This is a genomic window from Verrucosispora sp. NA02020, from assembly GCF_013364215.1.
Lineage (GTDB): Bacteria > Actinomycetota > Actinomycetes > Mycobacteriales > Micromonosporaceae > Micromonospora.
This window is the reverse complement of the sequence record NZ_CP054923.1, coordinates 6,362,883-6,388,659: the sequence shown is the minus strand read 5'-3', so window position 1 is coordinate 6,388,659 and position 25,777 is coordinate 6,362,883. Positions and strand designations below refer to the sequence as shown.

Below are 25,777 nucleotides of genomic sequence, written 5' to 3'. Positions count from 1 at the left end.
GAAGACGGGCGACCCGCGTAGGGCGGCAAGCGAAAACTGGCAGAGTCCCCGTGGTCCGCCGACTGCGATGATCTCCGCCGACCTCGCCCCGTGCGCCCTGCGCCGGGGCTTTTCTGTTGCCGCGATGCCTCCGTCCCCGTCACAGGCGCCTGTCTGCGACGGTGACCAGCCTCGAGTAACGAGAGAGGAGGGACATGGCGGACAAGCCGATCCGGGCCGACAAGGCCTCGGCCGTTGCTGAGCTGACGGAGAACTTCCGCAGCGCGGGTGCCACCGTGCTGACCGAGTACCGCGGTCTGACGGTTTCCCAGCTCACCCAGCTGCGGCGCTCGCTCGGCAAGGAGACCACCTACACCGTCGCCAAGAACACGCTGGCCAAGCGTGCTGCGGCAGATGCGGGTATCTCCGGCCTCGACGAGCTGTTCACCGGTCCTACCGCGCTGACTTTCGTTTCGGGCGACGTCGTCGAGGCGGCGAAGGGGCTTCGCGACTTCGCGAAGTCCAACCCGAAGCTCGTCATCAAGGGCGGCGTCTTCGAGGGCAAGGCCATTTCCGCGGCCGAGGTCACGAAGCTCGCCGACCTGGAGTCCCGTGAGGTGCTGCTGGCCAAGCTGGCCGGCGCGATGAAGGGCAACCTGAGCAAGGCCGCGGCCCTGTTCCAGGCCCCGCTGTCGAAGACCGCCCGTCTGGCGGCCGCCCTGCAGGACAAGAAGCGTGAGCAGGAGGGCGCCGAGGCGGCCTGAGGCCGCGCGGCGCACCCACGTTCTTAGTTAACCATTCAGAAAGGACGCCAGATATGGCGAAGCTCAGCACCGAAGAGCTGCTCGACGCGTTCAAGGAGATGACGCTGATCGAGCTCTCCGAGTTCGTGAAGCAGTTCGAGGAGACCTTCGAGGTCACCGCCGCCGCCCCGGTCGCGATGGCGGCGGGCCCGGCCCAGGGTGGCGCTGCCGCCGAGGCCGAGCCGGAGAAGGACGAGTTCGACGTCATCCTCGACGCCGACGGTGGCAAGAAGATCCAGGTCATCAAGGTCGTGCGTGAGCTGACCGGCCTGGGCCTCAAGGAGGCCAAGGACCTGGTCGAGGCCGCGCCGAAGGCGATCCTCGAGAAGGTCAACAAGGAGGCCGCCGACAAGGCCAAGGCCAAGCTGGAGGGCGAGGGCGCCAAGGTCACCCTCAAGTGACCTGAGCCTCACCCGGGCGTACCGGCTCACGTGAGCCGGGGCACACCCACATCGCGGCGGGCGACGATCCGGATCTCGGATCGGCGCCCGCCGTGTGGTTTCACTGCCCGGAACCGGTCATGAGCAGGGCGTGTGCATCGCGGCGGGCGCGGGCCCGAACGGCAGTGGTTTCGCCCGTGGGTGGGAAAGACCGTCGGATGGCGGCACCGGGCCTTGACGCGACCATGGACTCCCAGGCACGCTGACATCAGCAAGACCTTCCGCGCTTGCGACGGCCACCGGCTGGGTATGAAGCGGCAGCACCACCGCCGCAGACATCTGGGCGGCCCGGCAGGGACGTTGCGTTCCGAGCGGCCCGGTGTGACCCGTTTCCAGGGTCCCGAGGCTCGTTCCGCAACTTCCTGCGGGGTGGGCTGGACAGCGGTTAGCCTCTCGGCTACACTGCTAGTTTGCGCTGCCTTCCGACTTGACCCCTGCTCGGAAATGTCCGTTTGTGGATATTTTCTGGTGGGGTCATTGGAGTGCACGCGTACCAGCCGTTCTGCAGCACCGGTCCTCGGAAGGACGCATCTTGGCAGCTTCCCGCCCTGCGAAGACCAGTCGTACGTCGAGCGCATTCGCTCCCCGCCGAGTTTCCTTCGGTCGGATCACCGAACACCTCGAGGTCCCCAACCTCCTTGCCATTCAGAACGAGTCCTTCGACTGGCTCGTCGGCAACGAGGGTTGGCAGGGCCGGTCGGCGGACGACCCGCACGCACGCTCGGGTCTCGCGGAAATCCTCGACGAGATCAGTCCCATTGAGGACTTCTCTGGCACCATGTCGCTTTCCTTCTCGGCACCGCGCTTCGACGAGGTCAAGGCCTCGATCGAGGAGTGCAAGGAGAAGGACCTGACCTACTGCGCGCCGCTCTTCGTGACCGCGGAGTTCACCAACAACACCACCGGCGAGATCAAGAGCCAGACGGTGTTCATGGGTGACTTCCCGATGATGACGCCGAAGGGCACCTTCATCATCAACGGCACCGAGCGCGTCGTGGTCAGCCAGCTCGTCCGCTCGCCGGGCGTCTACTTCGACAAGCAGCCGGACAAGACCTCCGACCGCGACCTCTCCAGCGTCAAGGTCATCCCCAGCCGGGGTGCCTGGCTGGAGTTCGACATCGACAAGCGCGACACGGTCGGCGTACGCATCGACCGTAAGCGTCGGCAGGCCGTCACGGTCCTGCTCAAGGCCGTCGGATGGTCGGCCGAGCGGATCCGCGAGAAGTTCGGCTGGTCCGAGCTGATGATGACCACGCTCGAGAAGGACCACATCGCCGGCCAGGACGAGGCGCTACTCGACATCTACCGGAAGTTGCGCCCTGGCGAGCCGCCGACCCGCGAGAACGCCCAGACCCTGCTCGACAACCTCTTCTTCAACCCGAAGCGGTACGACGTCGCCAAGGTCGGTCGGTACAAGTTCAACAAGAAGCTCGAAGTGAGCGTGCCGATCACCACCGGCACGCTGACCGAGGACGACATCGTCGCCACCGTGGAGTACCTCTGCCGGCTGCACGCCGGTGAGGAGGGCTACGAGGCCGACGACATCGACCACTTCGGCAACCGGCGCCTGCGTACCGTGGGCGAGCTGATCCAGAACCAGGTTCGGGTCGGTCTGTCCCGGATGGAGCGGGTCGTCCGCGAGCGGATGACGACTCAGGACGTCGAGGCGATCACGCCGCAGACCCTGATCAACATCCGCCCCGTGGTCGCCGCGATCCGGGAGTTCTTCGGCACCTCGCAGCTGTCCCAGTTCATGGACCAGACCAACCCGCTGGCGGGCCTGACCCACCGGCGTCGGCTGAGCGCGCTCGGCCCGGGTGGTCTGTCCCGGGAGCGGGCCGGCTTCGAGGTCCGCGACGTGCACCCGTCCCACTACGGCCGGATGTGCCCGATCGAGACGCCGGAAGGCCCGAACATCGGTCTGATCGGCGCGCTGTCCACCTTCGCCCGGGTCAACCCGTTCGGCTTCATCGAGACGCCGTACCGGAAGGTCGTCGACGGTCGGGTCACCGACCAGATCGACTACCTGACCGCGGACGAGGAGGACCGGTTCGTCAAGGCGCAGGCCAACGCGCCGCTGCGGGCCGACGGCACGTTCGCCGAGGACCGCGTCCTGGTCCGCCGTAAGGGCGGCGAGACCGAGGACGTCGCGCCGGGTGCGGTGGACTACATGGACGTGTCGCCGAGGCAGATGACCTCGGTCGCGACCGCGATGATCCCGTTCCTGGAGCACGACGACGCGAACCGGGCCCTGATGGGCGCCAACATGCAGCGTCAGGCGGTCCCGCTGGTCAAGGCGGAGTCGCCGCTGGTCGGCACCGGCATGGAGTACCGTGCCGCGGTCGACGCCGGTGACGTGGTGGTGGCCGAGGTCGGTGGCGTGGTCGAGGACCTCTGCGCCGACTACATCACCGTCCACCAGGACGACGGCCACCGCCGGACGTACCTCCTGCACAAGTTCCGCCGCTCCAACGCCGGCTCCTGCGTCAACCAGAAGCCGGTCGTCTTCGAGGGTGACCGGGTCGAGGCCGGCCAGGTGGTCGCCGACGGGCCGTGCACCGACGAGGGCGAGATGGCGCTCGGGCGCAACCTGCTCGTGGCGTTCATGTGCTGGGAGGGCCACAACTACGAGGACGCGATCATCCTGTCGCAGCGCCTCGTACAGCAGGACGTGCTCACCTCGATCCACATCGAGGAGCACGAGGTCGACGCGCGGGACACCAAGCTCGGCCCGGAGGAGATCACCCGCGACATCCCGAACGTCAGCGAGGAGATGCTCGCCGACCTCGACGAGCGCGGGATCATCCGGATCGGTGCCGAGGTCGTCCCCGGCGACATCCTGGTCGGCAAGGTCACCCCGAAGGGCGAGACCGAGCTGACTCCGGAGGAGCGGCTGCTCCGCGCGATCTTCGGTGAGAAGGCGCGTGAGGTCCGGGACACCTCGCTGAAGGTGCCGCACGGTGAGACCGGCACGGTCATCGGCGTGCGTACCTTCTCCCGCGAGGACGGCGACGAACTGCCGCCGGGCGTCAACGAGCTGGTCCGGGTCTACGTCGCCCAGAAGCGGAAGATCCAGGACGGCGACAAGCTCGCCGGCCGGCACGGCAACAAGGGCGTCATCTCCAAGATCCTGCCGGTCGAGGACATGCCGTTCCTGGAGGACGGCACCCCGGTCGACATCGTGCTCAACCCGCTGGGTGTGCCGAGCCGGATGAACATCGGCCAGGTACTCGAGACCCACCTGGGCTGGGTGGCCAAGACCGGTTGGAAGGTCGACGGCGACGACGCGGAGTGGAAGCGTCAGCTCCAGGGGATCGGTGCGGACGAGTCCGAGCCGGACACCAACGTGGCCACGCCGGTCTTCGACGGTGCCCGCGAGGAGGAGATCTCCGGTCTGCTCGCGTCGACCCTGCCCAACCGGGACGGCAACCAGCTGATCGGTGCCAGCGGTAAGGCGCAGCTGTTCGACGGTCGCTCCGGCGAGCCGCTGCCGGACCCGATCGCGGTCGGCTACATCTACATCCTGAAGCTCAACCACCTGGTCGACGACAAGATCCACGCACGGTCGACCGGTCCGTACTCGATGATCACGCAGCAGCCGTTGGGTGGTAAGGCGCAGTTCGGTGGCCAGCGCTTCGGTGAGATGGAGTGCTGGGCGATGCAGGCCTACGGTGCCGCGTACGCCCTGCAGGAGCTGCTGACGATCAAGTCCGACGACGTCCTGGGCCGGGTCAAGGTCTACGAGGCGATCGTCAAGGGCGAGAACATCCCCGAGCCGGGCATTCCCGAGTCGTTCAAGGTGCTGCTCAAGGAGCTGCAGTCGCTGTGCCTCAATGTCGAGGTGCTCTCCAGCGACGGTGTGGCCCTGGAGATGCGCGAGACCGACGACGAGGTCTTCCGGGCCGCGGAGGAGCTGGGTATCGACCTTTCCCGGCGCGAGCCGAGCTCGGTCGAGGAAGTGTGACGTTGCGGTCCGGTGACGGGGCGGCCCCTTCGGAGGTCACCCCGTCCCGGGCCCGGACCCGGTCAGCTGCTAGCGCAACAAGCGACGTGTGAGGGAATGAACGTGCTCGACGTCAACTTTTTCGACGAGTTGCGAATTGGGCTGGCGACCGCCGACGACATCCGTCAGTGGTCGCACGGCGAGGTCAAGAAGCCCGAGACGATCAACTACCGCACCCTGAAGCCGGAGAAGGACGGGCTCTTCTGCGAGAAGATCTTCGGTCCTCAGCGGGACTGGGAGTGCTACTGCGGCAAGTACAAGCGGGTCCGGTTCAAGGGCATCATCTGTGAGCGCTGCGGCGTCGAGGTGACCCGCTCCAAGGTCCGCCGGGAGCGGATGGGCCACATCGAGCTCGCCGCGCCGGTGACCCACATCTGGTACTTCAAGGGCGTGCCGAGCCGGCTGGGTTACCTGCTGGACCTCGCCCCGAAGGACCTCGAAAAGATCATTTACTTCGCCTCGTACGTCGTGACGAGCGTTGACGCCGAAGCGCGTCACCGTGACCTCTCGACCATCGAGAACGAGATCCTGGCCGAGAAGCGGCAGTCCGAGAACAGCCGCGACTCGGAGATCGAGAAGCGGGCCGCCAAGCTCGAGGCCGACCTGGCCGAGCTGGAGGCCGAGGGCGCGAAGGCGGACGTCCGGCGCAAGGTCAAGGAGGGCGGAGAGCGCGAGATGCGCCAGATCCGCGACCGGGCCCAGCGCGAGATCGACCGCCTCGACGAGGTGCTGGACACCTTCCGCAAGCTCGACTCGAAGCAGCTGGTCACCGACGAGCTGCTCTACCGCGAGCTGCGTGACCGGTTCGGCGAGTACTTCACCGGGGGCATGGGCGCCGAGGCGATCAAGGCCCTGGTGCAGAACATGGACCTCGCCGCCGAGGCGGAGAACCTCCGGGAGACCATCCGTACCGGCAAGGGGCAGCGGAAGATCCGGGCGCTCAAGCGGCTCAAGGTCGTCGCGGCGTTCCAGAACACCCGCAACTCGCCGCTCGGCATGGTGCTGGACTGCGTACCGGTGATCCCGCCGGACCTGCGTCCGATGGTGCAGCTCGACGGTGGCCGCTTCGCGACCAGCGACCTGAACGACCTGTACCGCCGCGTGATCAACCGGAACAACCGGCTCAAGCGGCTGATCGACCTCGGCGCGCCCGAGATCATCGTCAACAACGAGAAGCGGATGCTGCAGGAGGCCGTCGACGCGCTGTTCGACAACGGCCGCCGCGGTCGGCCGGTCACCGGCCCGGGTAACCGCCCGCTGAAGTCGCTGTCCGACATGCTCAAGGGCAAGCAGGGCCGGTTCCGTCAGAACCTGCTGGGCAAGCGCGTCGACTACTCCGGCCGTTCGGTCATCGTGGTCGGCCCGAAGCTCAAGCTGCACCAGTGCGGCCTGCCCAAGCAGATGGCGCTGGAGCTGTTCAAGCCGTTCGTGATGAAGCGGCTGGTCGACCTGAACCACGCACAGAACATCAAGTCCGCCAAGCGGATGGTCGAGCGGCAGCGGCCGGTCGTGTGGGACGTGCTGGAAGAGGTCATCGGCGAGCACCCGGTGCTGCTCAACCGGGCGCCCACCCTGCACCGACTCGGCATCCAGGCATTCGAGCCGCAGCTGGTCGAGGGCAAGGCCATCCAGATCCACCCGCTGGTCTGCACCGCGTTCAACGCGGACTTCGACGGTGACCAGATGGCGGTGCACGTGCCGCTCTCCGCCGAGGCCCAGGCCGAGGCCCGGATCCTGATGCTGTCGTCGAACAACATCCTCAAGCCGGCCGACGGCAAGCCGGTCACCATGCCCACCCAGGACATGGTCATCGGGCTCTACCACCTGACCCACCTCACCACCGGTGAGCGCGGGGAGGGACGGGCGTTCAGCTCGGACGCCGAGGCACGGATGGCGTACGACAACGGCGAGCTGCACCTGCAGGCGCCGGTCAAGATCCGGCTGCGGAACGTGGTCGAGGTGGACAACGGCGTCGGTGGGCAGCCGTGGACCGCGCCCGAGGGCTGGGTTCAGGGTGAGCCGCTGACCGTGGAGACCACGCTCGGCCGGGTGCTGTTCAACGAGACCCTGCCGCAGGGCTACCGGTTCGTGAACTACGAGATCCGCAAGGGTCAGCTCTCCGCGATCGTCAACGACCTCGCCGAGCGGTTCCCCAAGGTGGCCCTGGCGGCCACCCTGGACGGGCTCAAAGAGGCCGGTTTCCACTGGGCCACCTGGTCCGGCGTGACCATCGGCATGGAGGACGTCATCGCTCCGCCGCGCAAGCGGGAGATCCTGGAGCGGTACGAGAAGGAAGCCGACCGGATCGACAAGCAGTACCAGCGTGGTCTGATGACCGCCGAGGAGCGTCGCGGCGAGCTCATCGAGATCTGGACCAAGGCGACCAACGAGGTCGCCAAGGAGATGGACACCGCGCTGCCGCAGGAGAACCCGCTGTGGAAGATGATCAACTCGGGTGCTCGCGGTAACCTGCTCCAGCTCCGGCAGATCGCGGCGATCCGTGGTCTGGTGGCCAACCCGAAGGGCGAGATCATCCCGCGGCCGATCAAGGCCAGCTACCGGGAGGGTCTGTCCGTGCTGGAGTACTTCATCTCCACGCACGGTGCCCGTAAGGGTCTCGCGGACACGGCCCTGCGTACCGCCGACTCGGGTTACCTGACCCGGCGTCTGGTGGACGTCTCGCAGGACGTCATCATCCGCGAGGAGGACTGCGGCACCGATCGGGCCATCCCGATGCAGGTGGGTCAGCAGCTCGACGGCCGGCTGGTGGTGCACGAGCACGCCGAGACGAGCGTGCACGCCCGTACCCTCGCCGACGACATCAAGGGGCCGGACGGCACCGTCGTCGCCGAGCGTGGCTCGGACATCAACTCGATCCTGGTCGACAAGATCGTCGCCGCCGGGGTCGACCACATCCGGGTGCGCAGCGTGCTCACCTGCGAGTCGAAGCTGGGCGTCTGCGGTGCGTGCTACGGCCGCTCGCTGCCGACCGGCAAGATCGTGGACGTCGGCGAGGCGGTCGGCATCATCGCGGCCCAGTCGATCGGTGAGCCGGGTACGCAGCTGACGATGCGGACCTTCCACACCGGTGGTGTCGCGGGTGAGGACATCACCCAGGGTCTGCCGCGTGTCCAGGAGATCTTCGAGGCCCGGATCCCGAAGGGTAAGGCGCCGATCGCCGACACCCCCGGCCGGATCCGGATCGAGGACGGCGAGCGGTCGCGCAAGATCGTCGTGATCCCCGACGACGGCAGCGACGAGATCGTGTACGACAAGATCTCGAAGCGGGTCCGGTTGCGGGCGCACGACGGCGACCACGTCGAGGTCGGCGAGAAGCTCACCGAGGGCACCATCGACCCCCACGAGCTGCTCCGTATCCTCGGCCCGCGCGCGGTCCAGGTCCACCTGACCCAGGAGGTCCAGGAGGTCTACCGCTCGCAGGGTGTGCTCATCCACGACAAGCACATCGAGATCATCATCCGCCAGATGCTCAAGCGGGTGACGGTCATCGACTCCGGCTCGACCGAGTTCCTGCCGGGTGTGCTGGTCGACCGGGCGCTGTTCGAGTCGGAGAACCGCCGACTCGTCGGAGAGGGCGGCGAGCCCGCCGCTGGGCGTCCGGTGCTGATGGGTATCACCAAGGCCTCGCTGGCCACCGACTCCTGGCTCTCGGCGGCCTCCTTCCAGGAGACCACCCGGGTGCTGACCGACGCGGCGATCCACGCCCGCAGCGACTCGCTGATCGGTCTCAAGGAGAACGTGATCATCGGTAAGCTCATCCCGGCCGGTACCGGCATCAGCAAGTACCGCAACGTCCGGGTCGAGCCGACCGAGGAGGCGAAGGCCAAGGTCTACTCGATGACCGGCTACCCGGAGACCGACTACGGTTTCGGGCCGGCCAGTGGCCAGGCGGTTCCGCTGGACGACTTCGACTTCGGGTCGTACCGCTAGGACCGTGTGACGTGGGAGGCCCCCGGCATCTGCCGGGGGCCTCCTCGTGTCCGTACCCGCCGCTGCGGCGCGCGGCGCGGCCCGGGCAGGCATCATGTGCTCATGACGATCGCACCCGGACCGGCACCGACCGAGTCGGCGCCACGTCATCCGCTCGACCCCGATCCGGTCCGGGCCACCAAGGCTCGCGCGGTGTTCGCGCTCGGGCTGATGGGGGCGATGACCGGCCTGCTGCTGGGCGGGGTGGTCCCCGCGACGGTCGCGCTGCACCTGGCCCGGCAGGCGCGCCGGGAGGCGTACGCGTCAGGTGGTTTCCTGACCGGTGCGGCCTGGCTGCGTCGCGGCGAACGACTGGCCTGGACGGGGTTGGTACTGGTCGCGGTGAGCGTGGTGGCGCTGCTGGTGATCGGTGTGGTCCGGCTCGCCGAGGCGCCCTACGGGCAGGACTTCGCTCCCACCGTCGACTGACCCGGCCCGAGGTGGCCATCGCGCCGGGCACGGTGGGCTGACTCGCGGCGGTAGCCTGACGGTGTCCGTCGCACGGCGGTGGACGCGGCCGATGAGGAGGAGATCCCGTGACCGAACCGGCGCGCGCCGAGGGCGGCGAGTCCGCCCAGCCCACGTCCGGGCACTCGGACGACGCGGCCGGGGCGGCACCGGGGGAGCAGCCACGACCCGGGCCCGCACCGGAGCCCCACGTCCCGCCATCCCCGTCCGGGTACGCGCCGACCGACGCCCCTCCGCCGCAGACTCCGCCGTCCGGACCGTCCGCTCACGGTGCCGCCCCCGACTCGTCGCCGGCGAGTCCGCCCGGACCGCCGACTGCCGGCGCCGACCCGGCCGGCTCGCCCGCTGTCGGCGCCGACCCCGGACCGGTTTCGGGCGGTTCCTCGCCCGGGTTCGGACCGCCACCGTTCGGACCGGCCTCGGGTGGTCCCACGCCCGGGTTCGGCCCCGCACCGTTCGGGCCGCCGCCCGGCCCTCCGTACGGGCACTCCGGCTTCGGCCCGCCGCAGTCGAGGCCGCCGGTCGGGGCCCCCGGGTTCGGCCCGCCCCCGTTTCCCGGCCCGCCGCCGGGCTGGGGTGGGCCGGCGGCCGGTCCACCGCCGCAGGAGCGTCCCCGGCCGCCCAAACGGGTGGAGCCGGTGCCCGGTACCCCGTTCGCGACCGTGCACCTGGACGTACCCCCGGTCACGTCCGGGCTGGCGGTCGGCTCGCTGGTGGCCGGCATCACCTCGATCCTGATCTCGTTCCTGACCATCTGCATCGGCGCGGTCGGGGGAGGCACGGGCGGGGGAGCCTGGGCCGCCGGTGCCTTCGCCGTGCTGGGCAGCCTGACCGGTGCCGGCGCCGTGGTGGCCGGCCTGCTCGGCCTCCGGCAGATCCGCCGCCCGGCCGCACCGCCGGCGGTCCGGTTCACCGGCCGTGGCGTGGCGATCGCCGGGATCAGCTGCGGTGGTGCCGGTCTTCTGCTCTGCCTGTCGGGCCTGGGGCTGGCGCTGCTGCTGACGCTGACCTGAGATCCGGCCCACGTCGGGTCGGGACGAGCGGGCGAGCGCCGGATACCGATCGGTCCCGCCCAGGGGCTACCGGTCCGGTTTCCGGCGGAGCCGGTACACTTGTCTCCGTAGGTGCCCATCACAGGCGTGAGGCGTGACGAGCCCGGCCGGCGAGCAGTGAGAAGTCCGGCGGGTCATCCGTTTTGACCTGCACGGCTGTGGTAGGTACTCTTTCCCCTTGCGCCCGGGCTTGCCCGGGCAACTCGTGCGTGCGCGGGATCCGGTGATACCGGCATCCGAACAGCGACACGACTGAGCCAGAAGACCCGGCGGCGGAGATCCGCGCGCCGGTGACACAACCCGGAACCTCCGCGTGAGCGTCGGAACCGGAACCGGGACCGTGCTCGGGCGACACGCCCGACCGCGGGTGCCGGGACCACCGCGAGGTGGACCTGGTCGGAATGTAGGAGGGTCGGTCATCAGGCCGACCGAGCGAGCGCGGCCGCGTGAGCGGCCGAAGGGAGCGGAGAAACCCGGTGCCCACGATCCAGCAGCTGGTCCGCAAGGGCCGACAGGCCAAGACGACCAAGACCAAGACCCCGGCGCTGAAGGGTTCCCCTCAGCGGCGCGGCGTGTGCACCCGTGTGTACACCACCACTCCCAAGAAGCCGAACTCCGCGCTGCGCAAGGTCGCTCGTGTGAAGCTCAGCAGCCAGATCGAGGTGACCGCCTACATCCCGGGCGTGGGTCACAACCTGCAGGAGCACTCGATCGTGCTCGTCCGTGGCGGCCGGGTGAAGGACCTCCCCGGTGTGCGTTACAAGATCGTCCGCGGTTCGCTGGACACCCAGGGTGTCCGTAACCGCAAGCAGGCGCGCAGCCGCTACGGCGCCAAGAAGGAGAAGAGCTGACATGCCGCGTAAGGGACCCGCTCCGCGGAAGCCGCTGGTCGCTGACCCGGTGTACAACTCGCCGTTGGTCACCCAGCTGGTGAACAAGATCCTCCTGCGCGGCAAGCGCCAGCTCGCCGAGCGCATCGTGTACGCGGCCCTGGAGGGCTGCCGGGAGAAGTCCGGCACCGACCCGGTCGTCACGCTCAAGCGCGCGATGGACAACGTCAAGCCGACTCTCGAGGTCCGCAGCCGCCGTGTCGGTGGCGCGACCTACCAGGTGCCGGTCGAGGTCCGTCCGGCCCGGGCGACCACCCTCGGCCTGCGCTGGCTGGTGACCTACTCCAAGGCCCGCCGGGAGAAGACCATGGTCGAGCGGCTGATGAACGAGCTGCTGGACGCGAGCAACGGCCTCGGTGCCGCCGTCAAGCGGCGCGAGGACACGCACAAGATGGCGGAGTCCAACAAGGCCTTCGCGCACTACCGCTGGTAACAGCTTGGTCCCGGTGCCCATCCGGCGCCGGGACCGCCACCAGTTGTGTCGAGACGACGATAAGTAGGGATTGAAGTGGCCGCCGCAGACGCGCTCGCCAACGTACGCAATATCGGCATCATGGCGCACATCGATGCCGGTAAGACCACTACCACCGAGCGAATCCTGTTCTACACCGGTATCACGTACAAGATCGGTGAGGTCCACGAGGGCGCTGCCGTCATGGACTGGATGGAGCAGGAGCAGGAGCGCGGTATCACCATCACTTCCGCCGCCACGAAGTGCGAGTGGAAGGGCCACACGATCCAGATCATCGACACGCCCGGCCACGTCGACTTCACGGTCGAGGTGGAGCGGTCGCTGCGTGTCCTGGACGGTGCGGTCGCGGTCTACGACGGCGTGGCCGGCGTGGAGCCGCAGACGGAGAACGTCTGGCGTCAGGCGGACAAGTACAACGTCCCCCGGATGTGTTTCGTCAACAAGCTGGACCGTACCGGCGCGGACTTCTTCCGCTGCGTGCAGATGATGATCGACCGGCTGAACGCCACTCCGCTGGTGCTCCAGATCCCGATCGGCGCCGAGAGCGACTTCATCGGCGTGGTCGACCTGGTCGAGATGCGGGCCCTCACCTGGCGTGGCGAGACCCAGAAGGGTGAGGACTACGCGGTCGAGGAGATCCCGGCCGACCTCGCCGACTCCGCCGCCGAGTGGCGCGAGAAGCTGATGGAGACCCTCGCCGACGTCGACGACTCGGTGATGGAGAAGTACCTGGAGGGCGAGGAGATCTCCGTCGAGGAGATCAAGGCCGCCATCCGTCGGGCCACCATCGGCGGCAAGGCCAACCCGGTCCTCACCGGCACCGCCTTCAAGAACAAGGGCATCCAGCCGATGCTGGACGCGGTCGTCGCGTACCTGCCGTCGCCGCTGGACATCCCGGCGATCGAGGGCACCGCCACCGACGGTGAGACCCCGCTGCTGCGTAAGCCGGCGGTGGCCGAGCCGTTCTCCGGTCTGGCCTTCAAGATCCAGACGGACAAGCACCTCGGCAAGCTCACCTACGTGCGCATCTACTCCGGCACGCTCGAGTCCGGCTCCCAGGTGGTCAACTCCACCAAGGACCGCAAGGAGCGGATCGGCAAGATCTACCAGATGCACGCCAACAAGCGGGAAGAGCGCGGCTCTGCCCAGGCCGGCGACATCATCGCGGTGCAGGGTCTCAAGCAGACCACCACCGGTGACACCCTGTGTGACCCGGCGAACCCGGTCATCCTGGAGTCGATGACCTTCCCGGAGCCGGTCATCGAGGTCGCCATCGAGCCGAAGACCAAGGCCGACCAGGAGAAGCTCAGCACCGCCATCCAGCGGCTGGCCGAGGAGGACCCGACCTTCCGCGTCAAGCTGGACGACCAGACCGGTCAGACGGTCATCTCCGGCATGGGCGAGCTGCACCTGGACATCCTGGTCGACCGGATGCGCCGCGAGTTCAACGTCGAGGCGAACATCGGTAAGCCGCAGGTGGCGTACCGCGAGACCATCCGCCGCAAGGTGGACAAGGTCGAGTACACCCACAAGAAGCAGACCGGTGGCTCCGGCCAGTACGCTCGGGTGATCGTCAGCCTGGAGCCGCTGCCGCTGGGCAACGACGCGCCGACCTACGAGTTCGCCAACGGCGTGACCGGTGGCCGCATCCCCCGGGAGTTCATCCCGTCGGTGGACGCGGGTGCGCAGGACGCCATGCAGTACGGCATCCTCGCCGGCTTCCCGCTGGTGGGCATCAAGCTCACCCTGCTGGACGGCCAGTACCACGAGGTCGACTCGTCGGAAATGGCATTCAAGATCGCCGGCTCGATGGTGATGAAGGACGCGGCCCGCAAGGCCGACCCCGCACTGCTCGAGCCGATGATGGCTGTTGAGGTCACCACTCCCGAGGAGAACATGGGTGACGTCATCGGCGACCTCAACTCCCGCCGCGGCATCATTCAGGCGATGGAGGAGCGCAGTGGCGCCCGCGTCGTCCGTGCTCTGGTGCCGTTGTCGGAGATGTTCGGCTACGTCGGCGACCTGCGGTCGAAGACCCAGGGCCGGGCTAGCTACAGCATGCAGTTCGACTCCTACGCCGAGGTCCCGTCCTCGGTCGCCAAGGAGATCATCGCCAAGGCGACGGGTGAGTGACGCTCACCTGAGCTGATCCGAGGTGGTCGCGGGAGGATTCCCCGACTGCGACCACCTCGGTCGGATTGTGTGAATTCCGGGCCTGTAGGCTTCATCGCCGCAGAACCCACAAAGCTCTCCGGCCGTCAGGTCGGAAAGGCTGTCGACAGAGTCCTAAGCGCCGACCTGGCGCACCGGGGCGAACGAACCAAGAAGTCCACAGGAGGACACCAGTGGCGAAGGCGAAGTTCGAGCGGACTAAGCCGCACGTCAACATCGGCACCATTGGTCACATCGACCACGGTAAGACGACGCTGACGGCGGCCATCACCAAGGTCCTGCACGACCAGTACCCGGACCTGAACCCGTACACGCCGTTCGACGAGATCGACAAGGCGCCTGAGGAGAAGGCCCGCGGCATCACGATCTCGATCGCACACGTCGAGTACCAGACCGAGGCGCGGCACTACGCGCACGTCGACTGCCCCGGTCACGCCGACTACATCAAGAACATGATCACCGGTGCCGCGCAGATGGACGGCGCGATCCTGGTGGTCGCGGCGACCGACGGCCCGATGCCGCAGACCCGCGAGCACGTGCTGCTGGCCCGCCAGGTCGGCGTGCCGTACATCGTCGTGGCGCTGAACAAGAGCGACATGGTCGACGACGAGGAGCTCCTGGAGCTCGTCGAGCTCGAGGTCCGCGAGCTGCTCTCGGCTCAGGAGTACCCGGGTGACGACCTGCCGGTCGTCCAGGTCTCCGCGCTGAAGGCCCTCGAGGGCGACCCGGTCTGGACCGAGAAGCTGCTCGAGCTGATGAGCGCGGTCGACACCGCGATCCCGCAGCCGGAGCGCGAGACCGAGAAGCCGTTCCTCATGCCCGTCGAGGACGTCTTCACCATCACCGGTCGGGGTACCGTGGTCACCGGTCGCGTCGAGCGTGGCGTGCTGCTCCCGAACGAGGACGTCGAGGTCGTCGGCATCCGCGAGAAGGGCTTCAAGACCAAGGTCACCGCGATCGAGATGTTCCGGAAGACCCTGGACGACGCCCGCGCAGGCGAGAACGTCGGTCTGCTGCTCCGGGGCACCAAGCGCGAGGACGTCGAGCGCGGCATGGTGGTCGTCAAGCCGGGCACCACCACCCCGCACACGGAGTTCGAGGCGACCGTCTACATCCTCTCCAAGGAGGAGGGTGGCCGGCACACCCCGTTCTTCCAGAACTACCGTCCGCAGTTCTACTTCCGGACCACGGACGTCACCGGTGTCGTCACCCTCCCCGAGGGCACCGAGATGGTCATGCCTGGTGACAACACCACGATGACCGTGAAGCTGATCCAGCCCATCGCGATGGAGGACAACCTCAAGTTCGCGATCCGGGAGGGTGGCCGCACGGTCGGCGCGGGTCGCGTCACCAAGATCATCAAGTGAGCTGGGTAACCCCGATTAGACCCGCCGCCGGTCGTGCGGCATACTAGTCAGGTTGCGTAACGACAGTTCGCTGCCCGTGTTCGGCTCACGCCGAACCTCCGGGTAGGCAGAGCAGTCGGGCGTGGGGTGGTTGGCGGTCCGGCCGCCAACCACCCTCGCGCGGCGTTCAGGTCGCGGTAGCGCGATCGGCGCCTGGACCCACCGCGGTCAGGATCGCTCCGGATTCTCGGGGCGGAGCCTGGCCACAGGGCGCGACACGCCCGACCGCGGGGGTGGGCGAAGAGGGCTCGTACCAGCCGGTATGGGTACCCGCAACACAGCGGCATCGAGAGAAGGAACAGAAGCCACCATGGCGGGACAGAAGATCCGCATCCGGCTCAAGGCCTATGACCACGAGGTCGTCGACTCCTCGGCTCGGAAGATCGTCGAGACGGTGACGCGTACCGGGGCGCAGGTCGCTGGCCCGGTGCCGCTGCCCACGGAGATCAACCGTTTCTGCGTCATCCGCTCGCCGCACAAGTACAAGGACTCGCGCGAGCACTTCGAGATGCGTACGCACAAGCGGCTTATCGACATCATCGACCCGACCCCGAAGACGGTCGACTCGCTCATGCGCCTCGACCTGCCGGCTGGCGTCGACATCGAGATCAAGCTGTAGGGACCGGACACATGGACAGGCAAGTTAAGGGGATCCTGGGCGCGAAGCTCGGCATGACCCAGGTCTGGGACAACAACAAGGTTGTCCCGGTGACCGTGGTTCAGGCCGGCCCCTGCGTCATCACCCAGGTTCGTGACGCCGACAAGGACGGCTACTCCGCGGTCCAGCTGGCGTACGGGACGATCGACCCGCGCAAGGCCAAGCAGCCGCTGCGTGGGCACTACGCCAAGGCCGACGTGGCGCCGCGCCGGCACATCGTCGAGCTGCGCACCGCCGACGCCGGCGACTACTCGCTCGGCCAGGAGGTCACGGTCGAGGAGTTCCCGGTCGGCGTCTCGATCGACGTCACCGGCAAGACCAAGGGCAAGGGCTACGCCGGCCCGATGAAGCGGCACGGCTTCCACGGTCTGCGCGCCAGCCACGGTGTCGAGCGCAAGCACCGCTCCCCGGGCTCCATCGGGGCCTGCGCCACCCCGGGTCGCGTCTTCAAGGGCACCCGGATGGCCGGCCGCATGGGCGGCGTGCGCTACACCGTGCAGAACCTGACCGTCCAGGCGGTCGACACCGAGAACAACCTCCTGCTCGTCCGCGGCGCCATCCCCGGCCCGAAGGGCGCGCTGGTCCTGGTCCGCACCGCGGCCAAGACCAAGGCGAAGAAGGGCGGTGTGGCCAAGTGACCACCGTTGACGTCCTGAACACCGAAGGCGCCAAGAGCGGCTCGGTCGAGCTGCCCGCCGACATCTTCGACGTCCAGGCCAACGTCCCGCTGATGCACCAGGTCGTGGTGGCGCAGCTGGCAGCGGCCCGGCAGGGCACGCACAAGACCAAGACCCGCGGCGAGGTCGCCGGCGGCGGCAAGAAGCCGTACAAGCAGAAGGGCACCGGTCGGGCCCGGCAGGGCTCGATCCGCGCGCCGCAGTTCGCCGGCGGTGGCGTGGTGCACGGCCCGGTGCCGCGTGACTACAGCCAGCGCACCCCCAAGAAGATGAAGGCCGCCGCGCTGCGTGGGGCCCTCTCGGACCGGGCGCGCGCCGGGCAGGTGCACGTCGTCGAGGCGTTCGTCTCGGGTGAGAAGCCGTCGACCAAGGCCGCGCTGGCCACGCTCGCGAAGCTGAGCGAGGCCCGTCGGGTGCTGGTCGTGCTGAGCAGCACCGACGAGCTGAACTGGGTGTCGCTGCGCAACGAGCCGCGGGTGCACCTGATCGAGGCCGGCCAGCTCAACACGTACGACGTGTTGGTGGCCGACGACGTGGTCTTCACCAAGGAGGCCCTGGACGAGTTCCTGGGCGTTCCCGCCGAGACCACCGAGGAGGACGGCAAGTGAGCACGATCGCCGACCCGCGCGACATCATCGTGGCGCCGGTCGTCTCGGAGAAGAGCTACAGCGAGCTGAACCGGAACTGGTACACCTTCCTGGTGCACCCGGACGCGAACAAGACCGCGATCAAGATCGCCATCGAGCAGATCTTCAACGTCCGCGTCCTGACGGTCAACACGCTCAACCGCGAGGGCAAGCGCAAGCGGACCCGTACGGGGTTCGGCAAGCGCAAGGACACCAAGCGGGCGATGGTGAAGCTGGCTGAGGGAGACCGCATCGAGGCCTTCGGCGGCCCGGTCAGCTGAGGGGTGTAGACAATGGCTATCCGTAAGTACAAGCCGACGACGCCGGGCCGGCGTGGCTCCAGCGTCGCCGACTTCGCTGAGATCACCCGGTCGACGCCCGAGAAGTCGCTGCTGGCCCCGCTGCCGAAGAAGGGTGGCCGGAACGCCCACGGGCGGATCACCGCCCGGCACCAGGGTGGCGGCCACAAGCGGCAGTACCGGCTGATCGACTTCAAGCGGGTCGACAAGGACGGCGTGCCGGCCAAGGTCGCGCACATCGAGTACGACCCGAACCGCACCGCGCGGATCGCGCTGCTGCACTACGCCGACGGCGAGAAGCGCTACATCCTCGCGCCGAAGGACCTCAAGCAGGGCGACGCGGTGGAGTCGGGCCCGGGCGCGGACATCAAGCCCGGTAACAACCTGCCGCTGCGCAACATCCCGGTCGGTACCACGATCCACAACGTGGAGCTGCGTCCGGGCGGCGGCGCCAAGCTGGCCCGCTCGGCCGGCGTCGGCATCCAGCTGCTCGGCCGGGAGGGCGCGTACGCGACCCTGCGTATGCCGTCGGGTGAGATCCGCCGCGTCGACGTGCGCTGCCGCGCCAGCGTCGGCGAGATCGGCAACGCCGACCAGTCAAACATCAACTGGGGCAAGGCCGGCCGGATGCGGTGGAAGGGCAAGCGCCCGACCGTCCGTGGTGTGGCCATGAACCCGGTCGACCACCCGCACGGTGGTGGCGAGGGCAAGACCTCCGGTGGTCGCCACCCGGTCAACCCGCAGGGTAAGCCCGAGGGCCGCACCCGTCGTAAGGGCCAGCCGAGTGACCGGCTGATCGTCCGCCGCCGCTACGCCACGCGTAAGCGCGGCTGAGGGAGATAAGACATGCCTCGCAGCCTGAAGAAGGGCCCGTTCATCGACGACCACCTGCTCAAGAAGGTGGAGACGCAGAACGAGAAGGGCTCGAAGAACGTCATCAAGACCTGGTCGCGCCGCTCCACGATCATCCCGGACATGCTCGGGCACACGATCGCGGTGCACGACGGACGTAAGCACGTCCCCGTGTTCGTGACCGAGGCGATGGTCGGGCACAAGCTCGGCGAGTTCGCGTTGACCCGTACGTTCAAGGGTCACGAGAAGGACGACCGGAAGAGCCGCCGGCGCTGACGCCGCGGGCATACGGATAGAGGATCAAGGGGTTACAGCGATGCCAGGAAAGGGCGACGCTCCGGTGCTTCCGGGCGCGCGGGCGATTGCGCGACACGTGCGCATCTCGCCGATGAAGGCGCGCCGGGTGGTCAACCTCGTCCGCGGCCTGCCCGCGAAGGAGGCGCTCACGGTGCTGCAGTTCGCGCCGCAGGCGGCGAGCGAGCAGGTGTACAAGGTGCTCGCGAGCGCGATCGCCAACGCGGAGAACAACGAGCGGCTGGACCCCGACGCGTTGCTCGTCAGCGAGGCGTTCGTGGACGAGGGCCCGACGATGAAGCGGTTCCAGCCTCGGGCTCAGGGCCGGGCGTACCGGATCCGCAAGCGCACCTGCCACATCACCGTGGCGGTCGAGGCGGTCGCGCCGGCCGCGCCGAAGAAGTCGGCGAAGAAGACGGCCCCGGCCAAGCAGACCGAACCGGCCGAGACGCAGAGCAACACGGAGGGCGCCGAGTAATGGGTCAGAAGGTTCACCCGCACGGGTTCCGGCTCGGCATCTCGACCGACTGGAAGTCCCGCTGGTTCGCGGACAAGCTCTACAAGGACTACATCGGCGAGGACGTCAAGATCCGCCGCATGATGTCCAAGGGCCTGGAGCGCGCCGGCATTTCCAAGGTCGACATCGAGCGCACCCGCGACCGGGTCCGCGTCGACATCCACACCGCCCGGCCGGGCATCGTCATCGGCCGTAAGGGTGCGGAGGCCGACCGGATCCGCGGCGAGCTGGAGAAGCTCACCGGCAAGCAGGTGCAGCTCAACATCATCGAGGTGAAGAACCCCGAGTCGGACGCGCAGCTGGTCGCCCAGGGCGTCGCCGAGCAGCTCTCCAGCCGGGTCAGCTTCCGCCGCGCGATGCGCAAGGCGATGCAGTCGGCGATGAAGAACCCGATGTGCAAGGGCATCCGGGTGCAGGTTTCGGGTCGCCTCGGCGGCGCCGAGATGAGCCGCACGGAGTTCTACCGCGAGGGTCGGGTTCCGCTGCACACGCTGCGGGCCAACATCGAGTACGGCTTCTTCGAGGCCCGTACCACCTTCGGCCGCATCGGCGTGAAGGTCTGGATCTACAAGGGCGACGCGGTGCCGGGTCGGGAGACCCCGACCGAGGCTCCGTCGCGCCCGCGCCGGGAGCGCGGTGACCGCCCCGAGCGGCCGCGTCGTGGTCGGTCCGGTTCGTCCGGCACGACCTCCGGTGGCACCGAGGCCGGCCGCGCTGCCGCGACGACCGTCGCGCAGCAGGCCGAGACGCCGAGTGGCGAGCCGGTGGACGCGTCCGCCGTCGCCGCCGCGGCAGAAACGCAGCAGGAGGGCTGACAGATGCTGATGCCGCGCAAGCCCCCGAAGGGCTTCCGCAAGCCGCACCACCCGGACCGCAGCGGCGCGTCCAAGGGCGGCAACCGGGTGGTGTTCGGCGAGTTCGGGATCCAGGCTCTTGAGCCGGCGTACGTGACCAACCGGCAGATCGAGTCGGCGCGTATCGCGATGACCCGCCACATCAAGCGTGGCGGCAAGGTCTGGATCACCATCTTCCCGGACCAGGCCCTCACCAAGAAGCCGGCCGAAACCCGGATGGGTTCCGGTAAGGGCTCGCCGGAGTGGTGGGTCGCCAACGTCAAGCCGGGGCGGGTCCTCTTCGAGATGTCCTTCCCCAACGAGCAGATCGCGCGAGAGGCGATGCGTCGCGCGATCCACAAGCTCCCGATGAAGTGCCGCATTGTTACGCGCGAAGTGGGTGAATCCTGATGGCAGCGGGCGTTAAGGCCTCCGAGCTGCGTGAGCTCTCCGAGGAGGAGCTGGTCACGAAGCTGCGCGAGGCCAAGGCGGAGCTGTTCAACCTCCGCGTGCAGGCCGCAACCGGTCAGCTGGACAACAACCGGCGGCTGCAGGTCATCCGTCGGGAGATCGCCCGGATCTACACGATCATGCGTGAGCGCGAGCTGGGGCTCTCGGCCGCGCCGACTGAGGTGACTGCTTCATGAGCGAGAACACGACCGCCACCCAGCAGCGTGGCCGCCGGAAGGTCCGCGAGGGCCTCGTGGTCAGCGACAAGATGGACAAGACCGTCGTGGTCGAGGTCGAGGACCGGGTCAAGCACGCGCTGTACGGCAAGATCATGCGCCGTACCAGCAAGCTGAAGGTCCACGACGAGCAGAACTCCGCCGGCATCGGCGACCGCGTCCTGATCATGGAGACCCGGCCGCTCTCCGCCACCAAGCGGTGGCGGCTCGTGGAGATCCTCGAGAAGGCCAAGTAGCGAAGGCTCGAGCTCGGCCGAGATCGGTCGGGCGCAGGTTCCGCCAGGCTCCGGCCGCCCCGGCGGCCGGAGAACCGGCAGACATAGGAGATAGACGTGATTCAGCAGGAGTCGCGACTGCGCGTCGCCGACAACACGGGTGCCCGGGAGATCCTGTGCATCCGGGTTCTCGGTGGCTCCGGTCGGCGCTACGCGAGCATCGGCGACGTCATCGTGGCGACCGTCAAGGACGCGATCCCGGGTGCCGGTGTCAAGAAGGGCGACGTGGTCAAGGCTGTCGTCGTCCGTACCGCCAAGGAGCGGCGACGCCCGGACGGGTCGTACATCCGCTTCGACGAGAACGCCGCCGTCATCATCAAGGACGGTGGGGACCCGCGCGGTACCCGTATCTTCGGCCCGGTCGGTCGTGAGCTGCGGGACAAGCGGTTCATGAAGATCATTTCTCTCGCGCCGGAGGTGTTGTGACCGTGAAGGTCAAGAAGGGCGACACGGTCGTCGTCATCGCCGGCAAGGACAAGGGTGCCAAGGGCAAGGTCATCGCGGCCTACCCGCGGCAGGACAAGGTCCTGGTCGAGGGCGTGAACCGGGTCAAGAAGCACACCCGCATCAGCACCACTCAGCGTGGCGCCAAGACCGGTGGCATCGTCACCCAGGAGGCCCCGATCCACGTCTCGAACGTGATGGTCGTGGACTCCGACGGCAAGCCGACCCGCGTCGGTTACCGGATCGACGACAACGGCCAGAAGGTCCGCATCGCGCGTAGCACCGGTAAGGACCTGTGATGACCACGGCTACCGAAACCAAGACCATGCCGCGCCTCAAGGAGCGGTACCGCAACGAGATCGTGGCCCAGCTGCGCGAGCAGCACGAGTACGGCAACCCGATGCAGGTGCCGCGGCTGGTCAAGATCGTCGTGAACATGGGCGTCGGCGAGGCCGCTCGGGACGCCAAGCTCATCGACGGCGCGGTCCGCGACCTGGCCACCATCACCGGCCAGAAGCCGCAGGTCCGGCGGGCGACGAAGTCCATCGCGCAGTTCAAGCTCCGCGAGGGCATGCCGATCGGCGCGAAGGTGACCCTGCGCGGCGACCGGATGTGGGAGTTCCTGGACCGGCTGCTCTCCATCGCGCTGCCGCGTATCCGTGACTTCCGCGGCCTGGACGGGCGCAAGCTCGACGGGCACGGCAACTACACGTTCGGTCTGACCGAGCAGTCGGTGTTCCACGAGATCGACCAGGACAAGATCGATCGCCAGCGGGGCATGGACATCACGGTGGTGACCACCGCCACGACCGACGACGAGGGCCGGGCGCTGCTGAAGTTCCTGGGCTTCCCGTTCAAGGAGAACTGAGATGGCCAAGAAGGCGCTGATCCTCAAGGCGGCCGCGAAGCCGAAGTTCTCGGTTCGCGCCTACACCCGCTGCCAGCGGTGCGGGCGTCCCAAGGCGGTCTACCGCAAGTTCGGGCTCTGCCGGGTGTGCATCCGGGAGATGGCCCACCGCGGTGAGCTGCCCGGCGTGTCCAAGGCTTCCTGGTAATAGCCCGGCGCGCTTCGGCGCATCAGCTGGACTGTCTCTTCGCCGTAGGCCTGCGCGAGTCGCGGGAACCCCGGCGAGAAAGGTTGACGAGTTTTCATGACGATGACCGACCCCATCGCAGACATGCTCACGCGTCTGCGTAACGCCAACCAGGCGTACCACGACCGGGTGACGATGCCCTACTCGAAGATCAAGGCGAACATCGCCGAGGTCCTCAAGTCCGAGGGTTACATCGCCACCTGGGCGGTCGAGGAGCCCGAAGAGGGTGCCGTCGGCAAGCGACTGGTCGTCGAGCTGAAGTACGGCCAGAACCGGGAGCGGAGCCTGGCCGGTATCAAGCGCGTCTCCAAGCCCGGTCTCCGGGTGTACGCCAAGTCGGACGGGCTCCCGCGGGTGCTCGGTGGACTGGGCGTGGCGATCATTTCGACGTCCCAGGGGCTGCTTACCGACCGGCAGGCCCGCAAGCGGAGCGTTGGCGGGGAAGTCCTCGCCTTCGTCTGGTAACGGGAGACAGGTAGAAATGTCGCGAATTGGACGTAAGTCGATCCCGGTGCCCTCCGGCGTCGACGTGACGATCGACGGCCAGACCGTCAAGGTCAAGGGCCCCAAGGGCGAGCTGTCGCACACCCTGGCCACGCCGATCACGATCGAGCGGGCCGAGGACGGGCAGTTGAGCGTCAACCGCCCGAACGACGAGCGCAAGGCCAAGGAACTGCACGGCCTGAGCCGTACCCTGGTCGCCAACATGATCGTCGGGGTCACCGAGGGCTACCGCAAGAGCCTGGAGATCGCCGGTACCGGTTACCGGGTCACCGCCAAGGGCAAGGACCTGGAGTTCGCGCTCGGGTTCTCGCACCCGGTGCAGGTGCAGGCGCCCGAGGGCATCACCTTCACGGTGGAGCGGCCGACGCTGTTCCACGTGGCCGGTATCGACAAGCAGCTCGTCGGTGAGGTCGCCGCCAACATCCGGAAGATCCGCCCGCCGGAGCCCTACAAGGGCAAGGGCGTGAAGTACCAGGGCGAGGTCATCCGTCGCAAGGCTGGAAAGGCAGGTAAGAAGTGAGCGCCACGCTGCTCAAGCGCCGCCGCGGCGTCGCCGCCAAGCGTGCCGTCGGGCGTGCGCGTCGGCACTTCCGCGTCCGCAAGAACGTCAGTGGCACCGCCGAGCGTCCGCGCCTGGTGGTCACCCGTTCGCTGCGGCACATCGTGGCCCAGATCGTGGACGACACCAAGGGGCACACCCTGGCGTCGGCCTCGACGCTGGACGCCTCGGTGCGCGGCACCGAGGGCGACAAGAGCGCCCTCGCCGGCAAGGTCGGTGCCCTGCTCGCCGAGCGGGCCAAGGCCGCCGGCGTCTCCAAGGTCGTCTTCGACCGCGGTGGCAACCGGTACGCGGGGCGGGTCGCCGCGCTTGCCGACGCCGCCCGCGAAGCCGGGCTCGAGTTCTGACAATCCCCGTCACGAGAGAGAAGAGAGGCTGCTGATGCCAGGTCAACAGCGCCGTGGCGGCGGGTCCGGTGGCAACGAGGGTGGTCGCCGCGACAACCGCCGTGAGGGCGGCCGCGGAAACGCGCCCGCCGAGAAGACCCCGCACCTCGAGCGGGTCGTCGCGATCAACCGCGTCGCCAAGGTCGTGAAGGGTGGTCGTCGCTTCAGCTTCACCGCCCTCGTGATCGTCGGCGACGGCGACGGCACCGTGGGCGTGGGCTATGGAAAGGCCAAGGAGGTGCCCGCGGCGATCGCCAAGGGTGTCGAGGAGGCCAAGAAGCACTTCTTCAAGGTGCCGCGGATCGGTTCCTCGATCCCGCACCCGATCACGGGCGAGGACGCCGCCGGTGTGGTGCTGCTCAAGCCGGCCTCGGCCGGTACGGGTGTCATCGCCGGTGGTCCGGTCCGTGCCGTGCTGGAGTGCGCGGGCATCCACGACGTGCTCTCCAAGAGCCTCGGATCGTCGAACCCGATCAACATCGTGCACGCCACCGTGGCGGCCCTGAAGGGGCTGGAGTCCCCGGAGGCTGTCGCGGCGCGTCGAGGCCTGCCGGTGGAGGACGTCGCTCCGGCCGCCATGCTGGCCTCGCGGGCGGAGGTGGCTTCCTGATGGCACGTCTCAAGGTCACCCAGCTCCGGTCCGACATCGGGACCAAGCACAACCAGCGTGAGTCGCTGCGGTCGCTCGGTCTCAAGCGGATCAACGACGTGGTGGTCAAGGAGGACCGGCCCGAGATTCGCGGGATGATCTTCAAGGTGAGCCACCTCGTGAAGGTCGAGGAGGTCGAGTAATGACGATCAAGGTCCATCACCTGCGCCCGGCGCCGGGAGCCAAGACCGCCAAGACCCGTGTGGGTCGCGGTGAGGGCTCCAAGGGCAAGACCGCCGGTCGGGGTACCAAGGGTTCGAAGGCCCGGAAGAACATCCCGGCGGCGTTCGAGGGTGGGCAGATGCCCATCCACATGCGCCTGCCGAAGCTGAAGGGCTTCAAGAACAAGTTCAAGGTGGTCTTCCAGGTGGTCAACCTGGACCGCCTGGCCGAACTGTTCCCCAACGGCGGTCAGGTCGGCCCGGCCGAGCTGGTCGAGGCGGGCGCGGTCCGCAAGGGTCACCCGGTCAAGGTTCTCGGCACCGGGGACCTCGGCAACGTGTCGCTCCAGGTCACGGCGCATGCGTTCAGTGCGTCGGCCAAGGAGAAGATCGCTGCCGCCGGTGGTTCGGTCACCGAGCTGTAAGCAGCACGAACGATGGCGCCCGCCAGTTGATCCCAGCTGGCGGGCGCCATGGTCTCCACAGGGCCTGTGCGCCCGGTAATATCGGATTCGGTTTATGTAGCCGGGCACATCTGCCCGGACGGGGATCGGGCTGTTAGAGTCCCTTCCCAGCCATGGATATCGG

At 68.0% G+C, this 25,777-nt stretch carries 31 protein-coding genes; all 31 read left to right on the top strand.

The window, feature by feature from the left end:
* The first annotated feature begins 194 nt into the window (after positions 1–194).
* Positions 195–743: a 50S ribosomal protein L10 gene (gene rplJ / locus HUT12_RS28500; RefSeq protein ID WP_131054310.1), complete on the top strand. Its 549-nt coding sequence runs from the start codon at positions 195–197 to the stop codon at positions 741–743.
* Positions 744–796: 53 nt separating this feature from the next.
* Positions 797–1,183 (top strand): 50S ribosomal protein L7/L12, encoded by a 387-nt coding sequence (gene rplL / locus HUT12_RS28495; protein WP_131054311.1) that lies wholly within the window; start codon positions 797–799, stop codon positions 1,181–1,183.
* A 571-nt stretch (positions 1,184–1,754) separates the two neighbouring features.
* Positions 1,755–5,186 carry a DNA-directed RNA polymerase subunit beta gene (locus tag HUT12_RS28490; RefSeq protein ID WP_131054312.1) on the top strand — a complete coding sequence of 1,144 codons (3,432 nt, stop codon included), beginning with the start codon at positions 1,755–1,757 and terminating at the stop codon, positions 5,184–5,186.
* Between the two features lie 102 nt (positions 5,187–5,288).
* Positions 5,289–9,176 (top strand): DNA-directed RNA polymerase subunit beta', encoded by a 3,888-nt coding sequence (locus HUT12_RS28485; RefSeq protein WP_131054314.1) that lies wholly within the window; start codon positions 5,289–5,291, stop codon positions 9,174–9,176.
* Between the two features lie 102 nt (positions 9,177–9,278).
* Positions 9,279–9,644, top strand: a complete 366-nt coding sequence (locus HUT12_RS28480) for a hypothetical protein (RefSeq protein ID WP_131054313.1) — start codon at positions 9,279–9,281, stop codon at positions 9,642–9,644.
* Positions 9,645–10,321: 677 nt separating this feature from the next.
* Positions 10,322–10,696, top strand: a complete 375-nt coding sequence (locus tag HUT12_RS28475; protein WP_131052677.1) for a hypothetical protein — start codon at positions 10,322–10,324, stop codon at positions 10,694–10,696.
* Between the two features lie 515 nt (positions 10,697–11,211).
* On the top strand, positions 11,212–11,586 hold the full coding sequence (rpsL, locus tag HUT12_RS28470) for a 30S ribosomal protein S12 (RefSeq protein ID WP_007465318.1): 375 nt from the start codon (positions 11,212–11,214) through the stop codon (positions 11,584–11,586).
* 1 nt (position 11,587) lies between these two features.
* A complete protein-coding gene (gene rpsG, locus HUT12_RS28465) occupies positions 11,588–12,058 on the top strand; it encodes a 30S ribosomal protein S7 (protein ID WP_091079418.1) in 471 nt (156 codons plus the stop codon).
* Between the two features lie 75 nt (positions 12,059–12,133).
* Positions 12,134–14,230 (top strand): elongation factor G, encoded by a 2,097-nt coding sequence (gene fusA, locus HUT12_RS28460; RefSeq protein ID WP_131052676.1) that lies wholly within the window; start codon positions 12,134–12,136, stop codon positions 14,228–14,230.
* 212 nt (positions 14,231–14,442) lie between these two features.
* Positions 14,443–15,636 carry an elongation factor Tu gene (gene tuf / locus HUT12_RS28455; RefSeq protein ID WP_131052675.1) on the top strand — a complete coding sequence of 398 codons (1,194 nt, stop codon included), beginning with the start codon at positions 14,443–14,445 and terminating at the stop codon, positions 15,634–15,636.
* 349 nt (positions 15,637–15,985) lie between these two features.
* Positions 15,986–16,294, top strand: a complete 309-nt coding sequence (rpsJ, locus tag HUT12_RS28450) for a 30S ribosomal protein S10 (RefSeq protein WP_007073037.1) — start codon at positions 15,986–15,988, stop codon at positions 16,292–16,294.
* Positions 16,295–16,305: 11 nt separating this feature from the next.
* Entirely contained in the window at positions 16,306–16,971 is a 666-nt protein-coding gene (gene rplC, locus HUT12_RS28445) for a 50S ribosomal protein L3 (protein WP_131052674.1), read from the top strand.
* On the top strand, positions 16,968–17,618 hold the full coding sequence (gene rplD / locus HUT12_RS28440; RefSeq protein WP_131052673.1) for a 50S ribosomal protein L4: 651 nt from the start codon (positions 16,968–16,970) through the stop codon (positions 17,616–17,618). The genes rplC and rplD overlap by 4 nt, the downstream gene beginning before the upstream one ends.
* Entirely contained in the window at positions 17,615–17,917 is a 303-nt protein-coding gene (gene rplW, locus HUT12_RS28435; RefSeq protein ID WP_093403611.1) for a 50S ribosomal protein L23, read from the top strand. Before rplD ends, rplW begins: the two co-directional genes overlap by 4 nt.
* Positions 17,918–17,929: 12 nt before the next feature.
* Positions 17,930–18,769: a 50S ribosomal protein L2 gene (rplB, locus tag HUT12_RS28430; protein WP_117226254.1), complete on the top strand. Its 840-nt coding sequence runs from the start codon at positions 17,930–17,932 to the stop codon at positions 18,767–18,769.
* 12 nt (positions 18,770–18,781) lie between these two features.
* A complete protein-coding gene (gene rpsS / locus HUT12_RS28425) occupies positions 18,782–19,063 on the top strand; it encodes a 30S ribosomal protein S19 (RefSeq protein WP_067359615.1) in 282 nt (93 codons plus the stop codon).
* Between the two features lie 40 nt (positions 19,064–19,103).
* Positions 19,104–19,559, top strand: a complete 456-nt coding sequence (gene rplV, locus HUT12_RS28420) for a 50S ribosomal protein L22 (RefSeq protein WP_131052672.1) — start codon at positions 19,104–19,106, stop codon at positions 19,557–19,559.
* Complete coding sequence (gene rpsC, locus HUT12_RS28415) at positions 19,559–20,413, top strand: 30S ribosomal protein S3 (RefSeq protein WP_131052671.1); 855 nt, start codon at positions 19,559–19,561, stop codon at positions 20,411–20,413. The genes rplV and rpsC overlap by 1 nt, the downstream gene beginning before the upstream one ends.
* A gap of 3 nt (positions 20,414–20,416) precedes the next feature.
* The gene (gene rplP / locus HUT12_RS28410) at positions 20,417–20,842 is read left to right on the top strand and encodes a 50S ribosomal protein L16 (RefSeq protein WP_007465292.1); all 426 of its coding nucleotides are present in this window, start codon (positions 20,417–20,419) and stop codon (positions 20,840–20,842) included.
* Positions 20,842–21,078: a 50S ribosomal protein L29 gene (gene rpmC / locus HUT12_RS28405; protein ID WP_007073028.1), complete on the top strand. Its 237-nt coding sequence runs from the start codon at positions 20,842–20,844 to the stop codon at positions 21,076–21,078. The genes rplP and rpmC overlap by 1 nt, the downstream gene beginning before the upstream one ends.
* Positions 21,075–21,353 (top strand): 30S ribosomal protein S17, encoded by a 279-nt coding sequence (gene rpsQ, locus HUT12_RS28400; protein ID WP_111215565.1) that lies wholly within the window; start codon positions 21,075–21,077, stop codon positions 21,351–21,353. Before rpmC ends, rpsQ begins: the two co-directional genes overlap by 4 nt.
* A 96-nt stretch (positions 21,354–21,449) precedes the next feature.
* Positions 21,450–21,818, top strand: a complete 369-nt coding sequence (gene rplN / locus HUT12_RS28395; RefSeq protein ID WP_007465279.1) for a 50S ribosomal protein L14 — start codon at positions 21,450–21,452, stop codon at positions 21,816–21,818.
* Positions 21,815–22,135, top strand: coding sequence for a 50S ribosomal protein L24 (gene rplX / locus HUT12_RS28390; RefSeq protein ID WP_018217055.1), 321 nt, complete (start codon positions 21,815–21,817; stop codon positions 22,133–22,135). The genes rplN and rplX overlap by 4 nt, the downstream gene beginning before the upstream one ends.
* Positions 22,135–22,704 carry a 50S ribosomal protein L5 gene (rplE, locus tag HUT12_RS28385; RefSeq protein ID WP_131052670.1) on the top strand — a complete coding sequence of 190 codons (570 nt, stop codon included), beginning with the start codon at positions 22,135–22,137 and terminating at the stop codon, positions 22,702–22,704. The genes rplX and rplE overlap by 1 nt, the downstream gene beginning before the upstream one ends.
* Before the next feature lies 1 nt (position 22,705).
* Positions 22,706–22,891: a type Z 30S ribosomal protein S14 gene (locus HUT12_RS28380; protein WP_007073023.1), complete on the top strand. Its 186-nt coding sequence runs from the start codon at positions 22,706–22,708 to the stop codon at positions 22,889–22,891.
* A gap of 96 nt (positions 22,892–22,987) precedes the next feature.
* Positions 22,988–23,395 carry a 30S ribosomal protein S8 gene (rpsH, locus tag HUT12_RS28375; protein ID WP_093403619.1) on the top strand — a complete coding sequence of 136 codons (408 nt, stop codon included), beginning with the start codon at positions 22,988–22,990 and terminating at the stop codon, positions 23,393–23,395.
* Between the two features lie 16 nt (positions 23,396–23,411).
* Positions 23,412–23,954 (top strand): 50S ribosomal protein L6, encoded by a 543-nt coding sequence (rplF, locus tag HUT12_RS28370; RefSeq protein WP_131052669.1) that lies wholly within the window; start codon positions 23,412–23,414, stop codon positions 23,952–23,954.
* 8 nt (positions 23,955–23,962) lie between these two features.
* The gene (gene rplR, locus HUT12_RS28365) at positions 23,963–24,340 is read left to right on the top strand and encodes a 50S ribosomal protein L18 (RefSeq protein WP_176096016.1); all 378 of its coding nucleotides are present in this window, start codon (positions 23,963–23,965) and stop codon (positions 24,338–24,340) included.
* Positions 24,341–24,374: 34 nt separating this feature from the next.
* Positions 24,375–24,989 carry a 30S ribosomal protein S5 gene (rpsE, locus tag HUT12_RS28360; protein WP_119575433.1) on the top strand — a complete coding sequence of 205 codons (615 nt, stop codon included), beginning with the start codon at positions 24,375–24,377 and terminating at the stop codon, positions 24,987–24,989.
* Entirely contained in the window at positions 24,989–25,171 is a 183-nt protein-coding gene (gene rpmD, locus HUT12_RS28355; protein WP_117226245.1) for a 50S ribosomal protein L30, read from the top strand. Before rpsE ends, rpmD begins: the two co-directional genes overlap by 1 nt.
* Positions 25,171–25,614, top strand: a complete 444-nt coding sequence (rplO, locus tag HUT12_RS28350; RefSeq protein WP_131052668.1) for a 50S ribosomal protein L15 — start codon at positions 25,171–25,173, stop codon at positions 25,612–25,614. The genes rpmD and rplO overlap by 1 nt, the downstream gene beginning before the upstream one ends.
* The last annotated feature ends 163 nt before the right edge of the window (positions 25,615–25,777 follow it).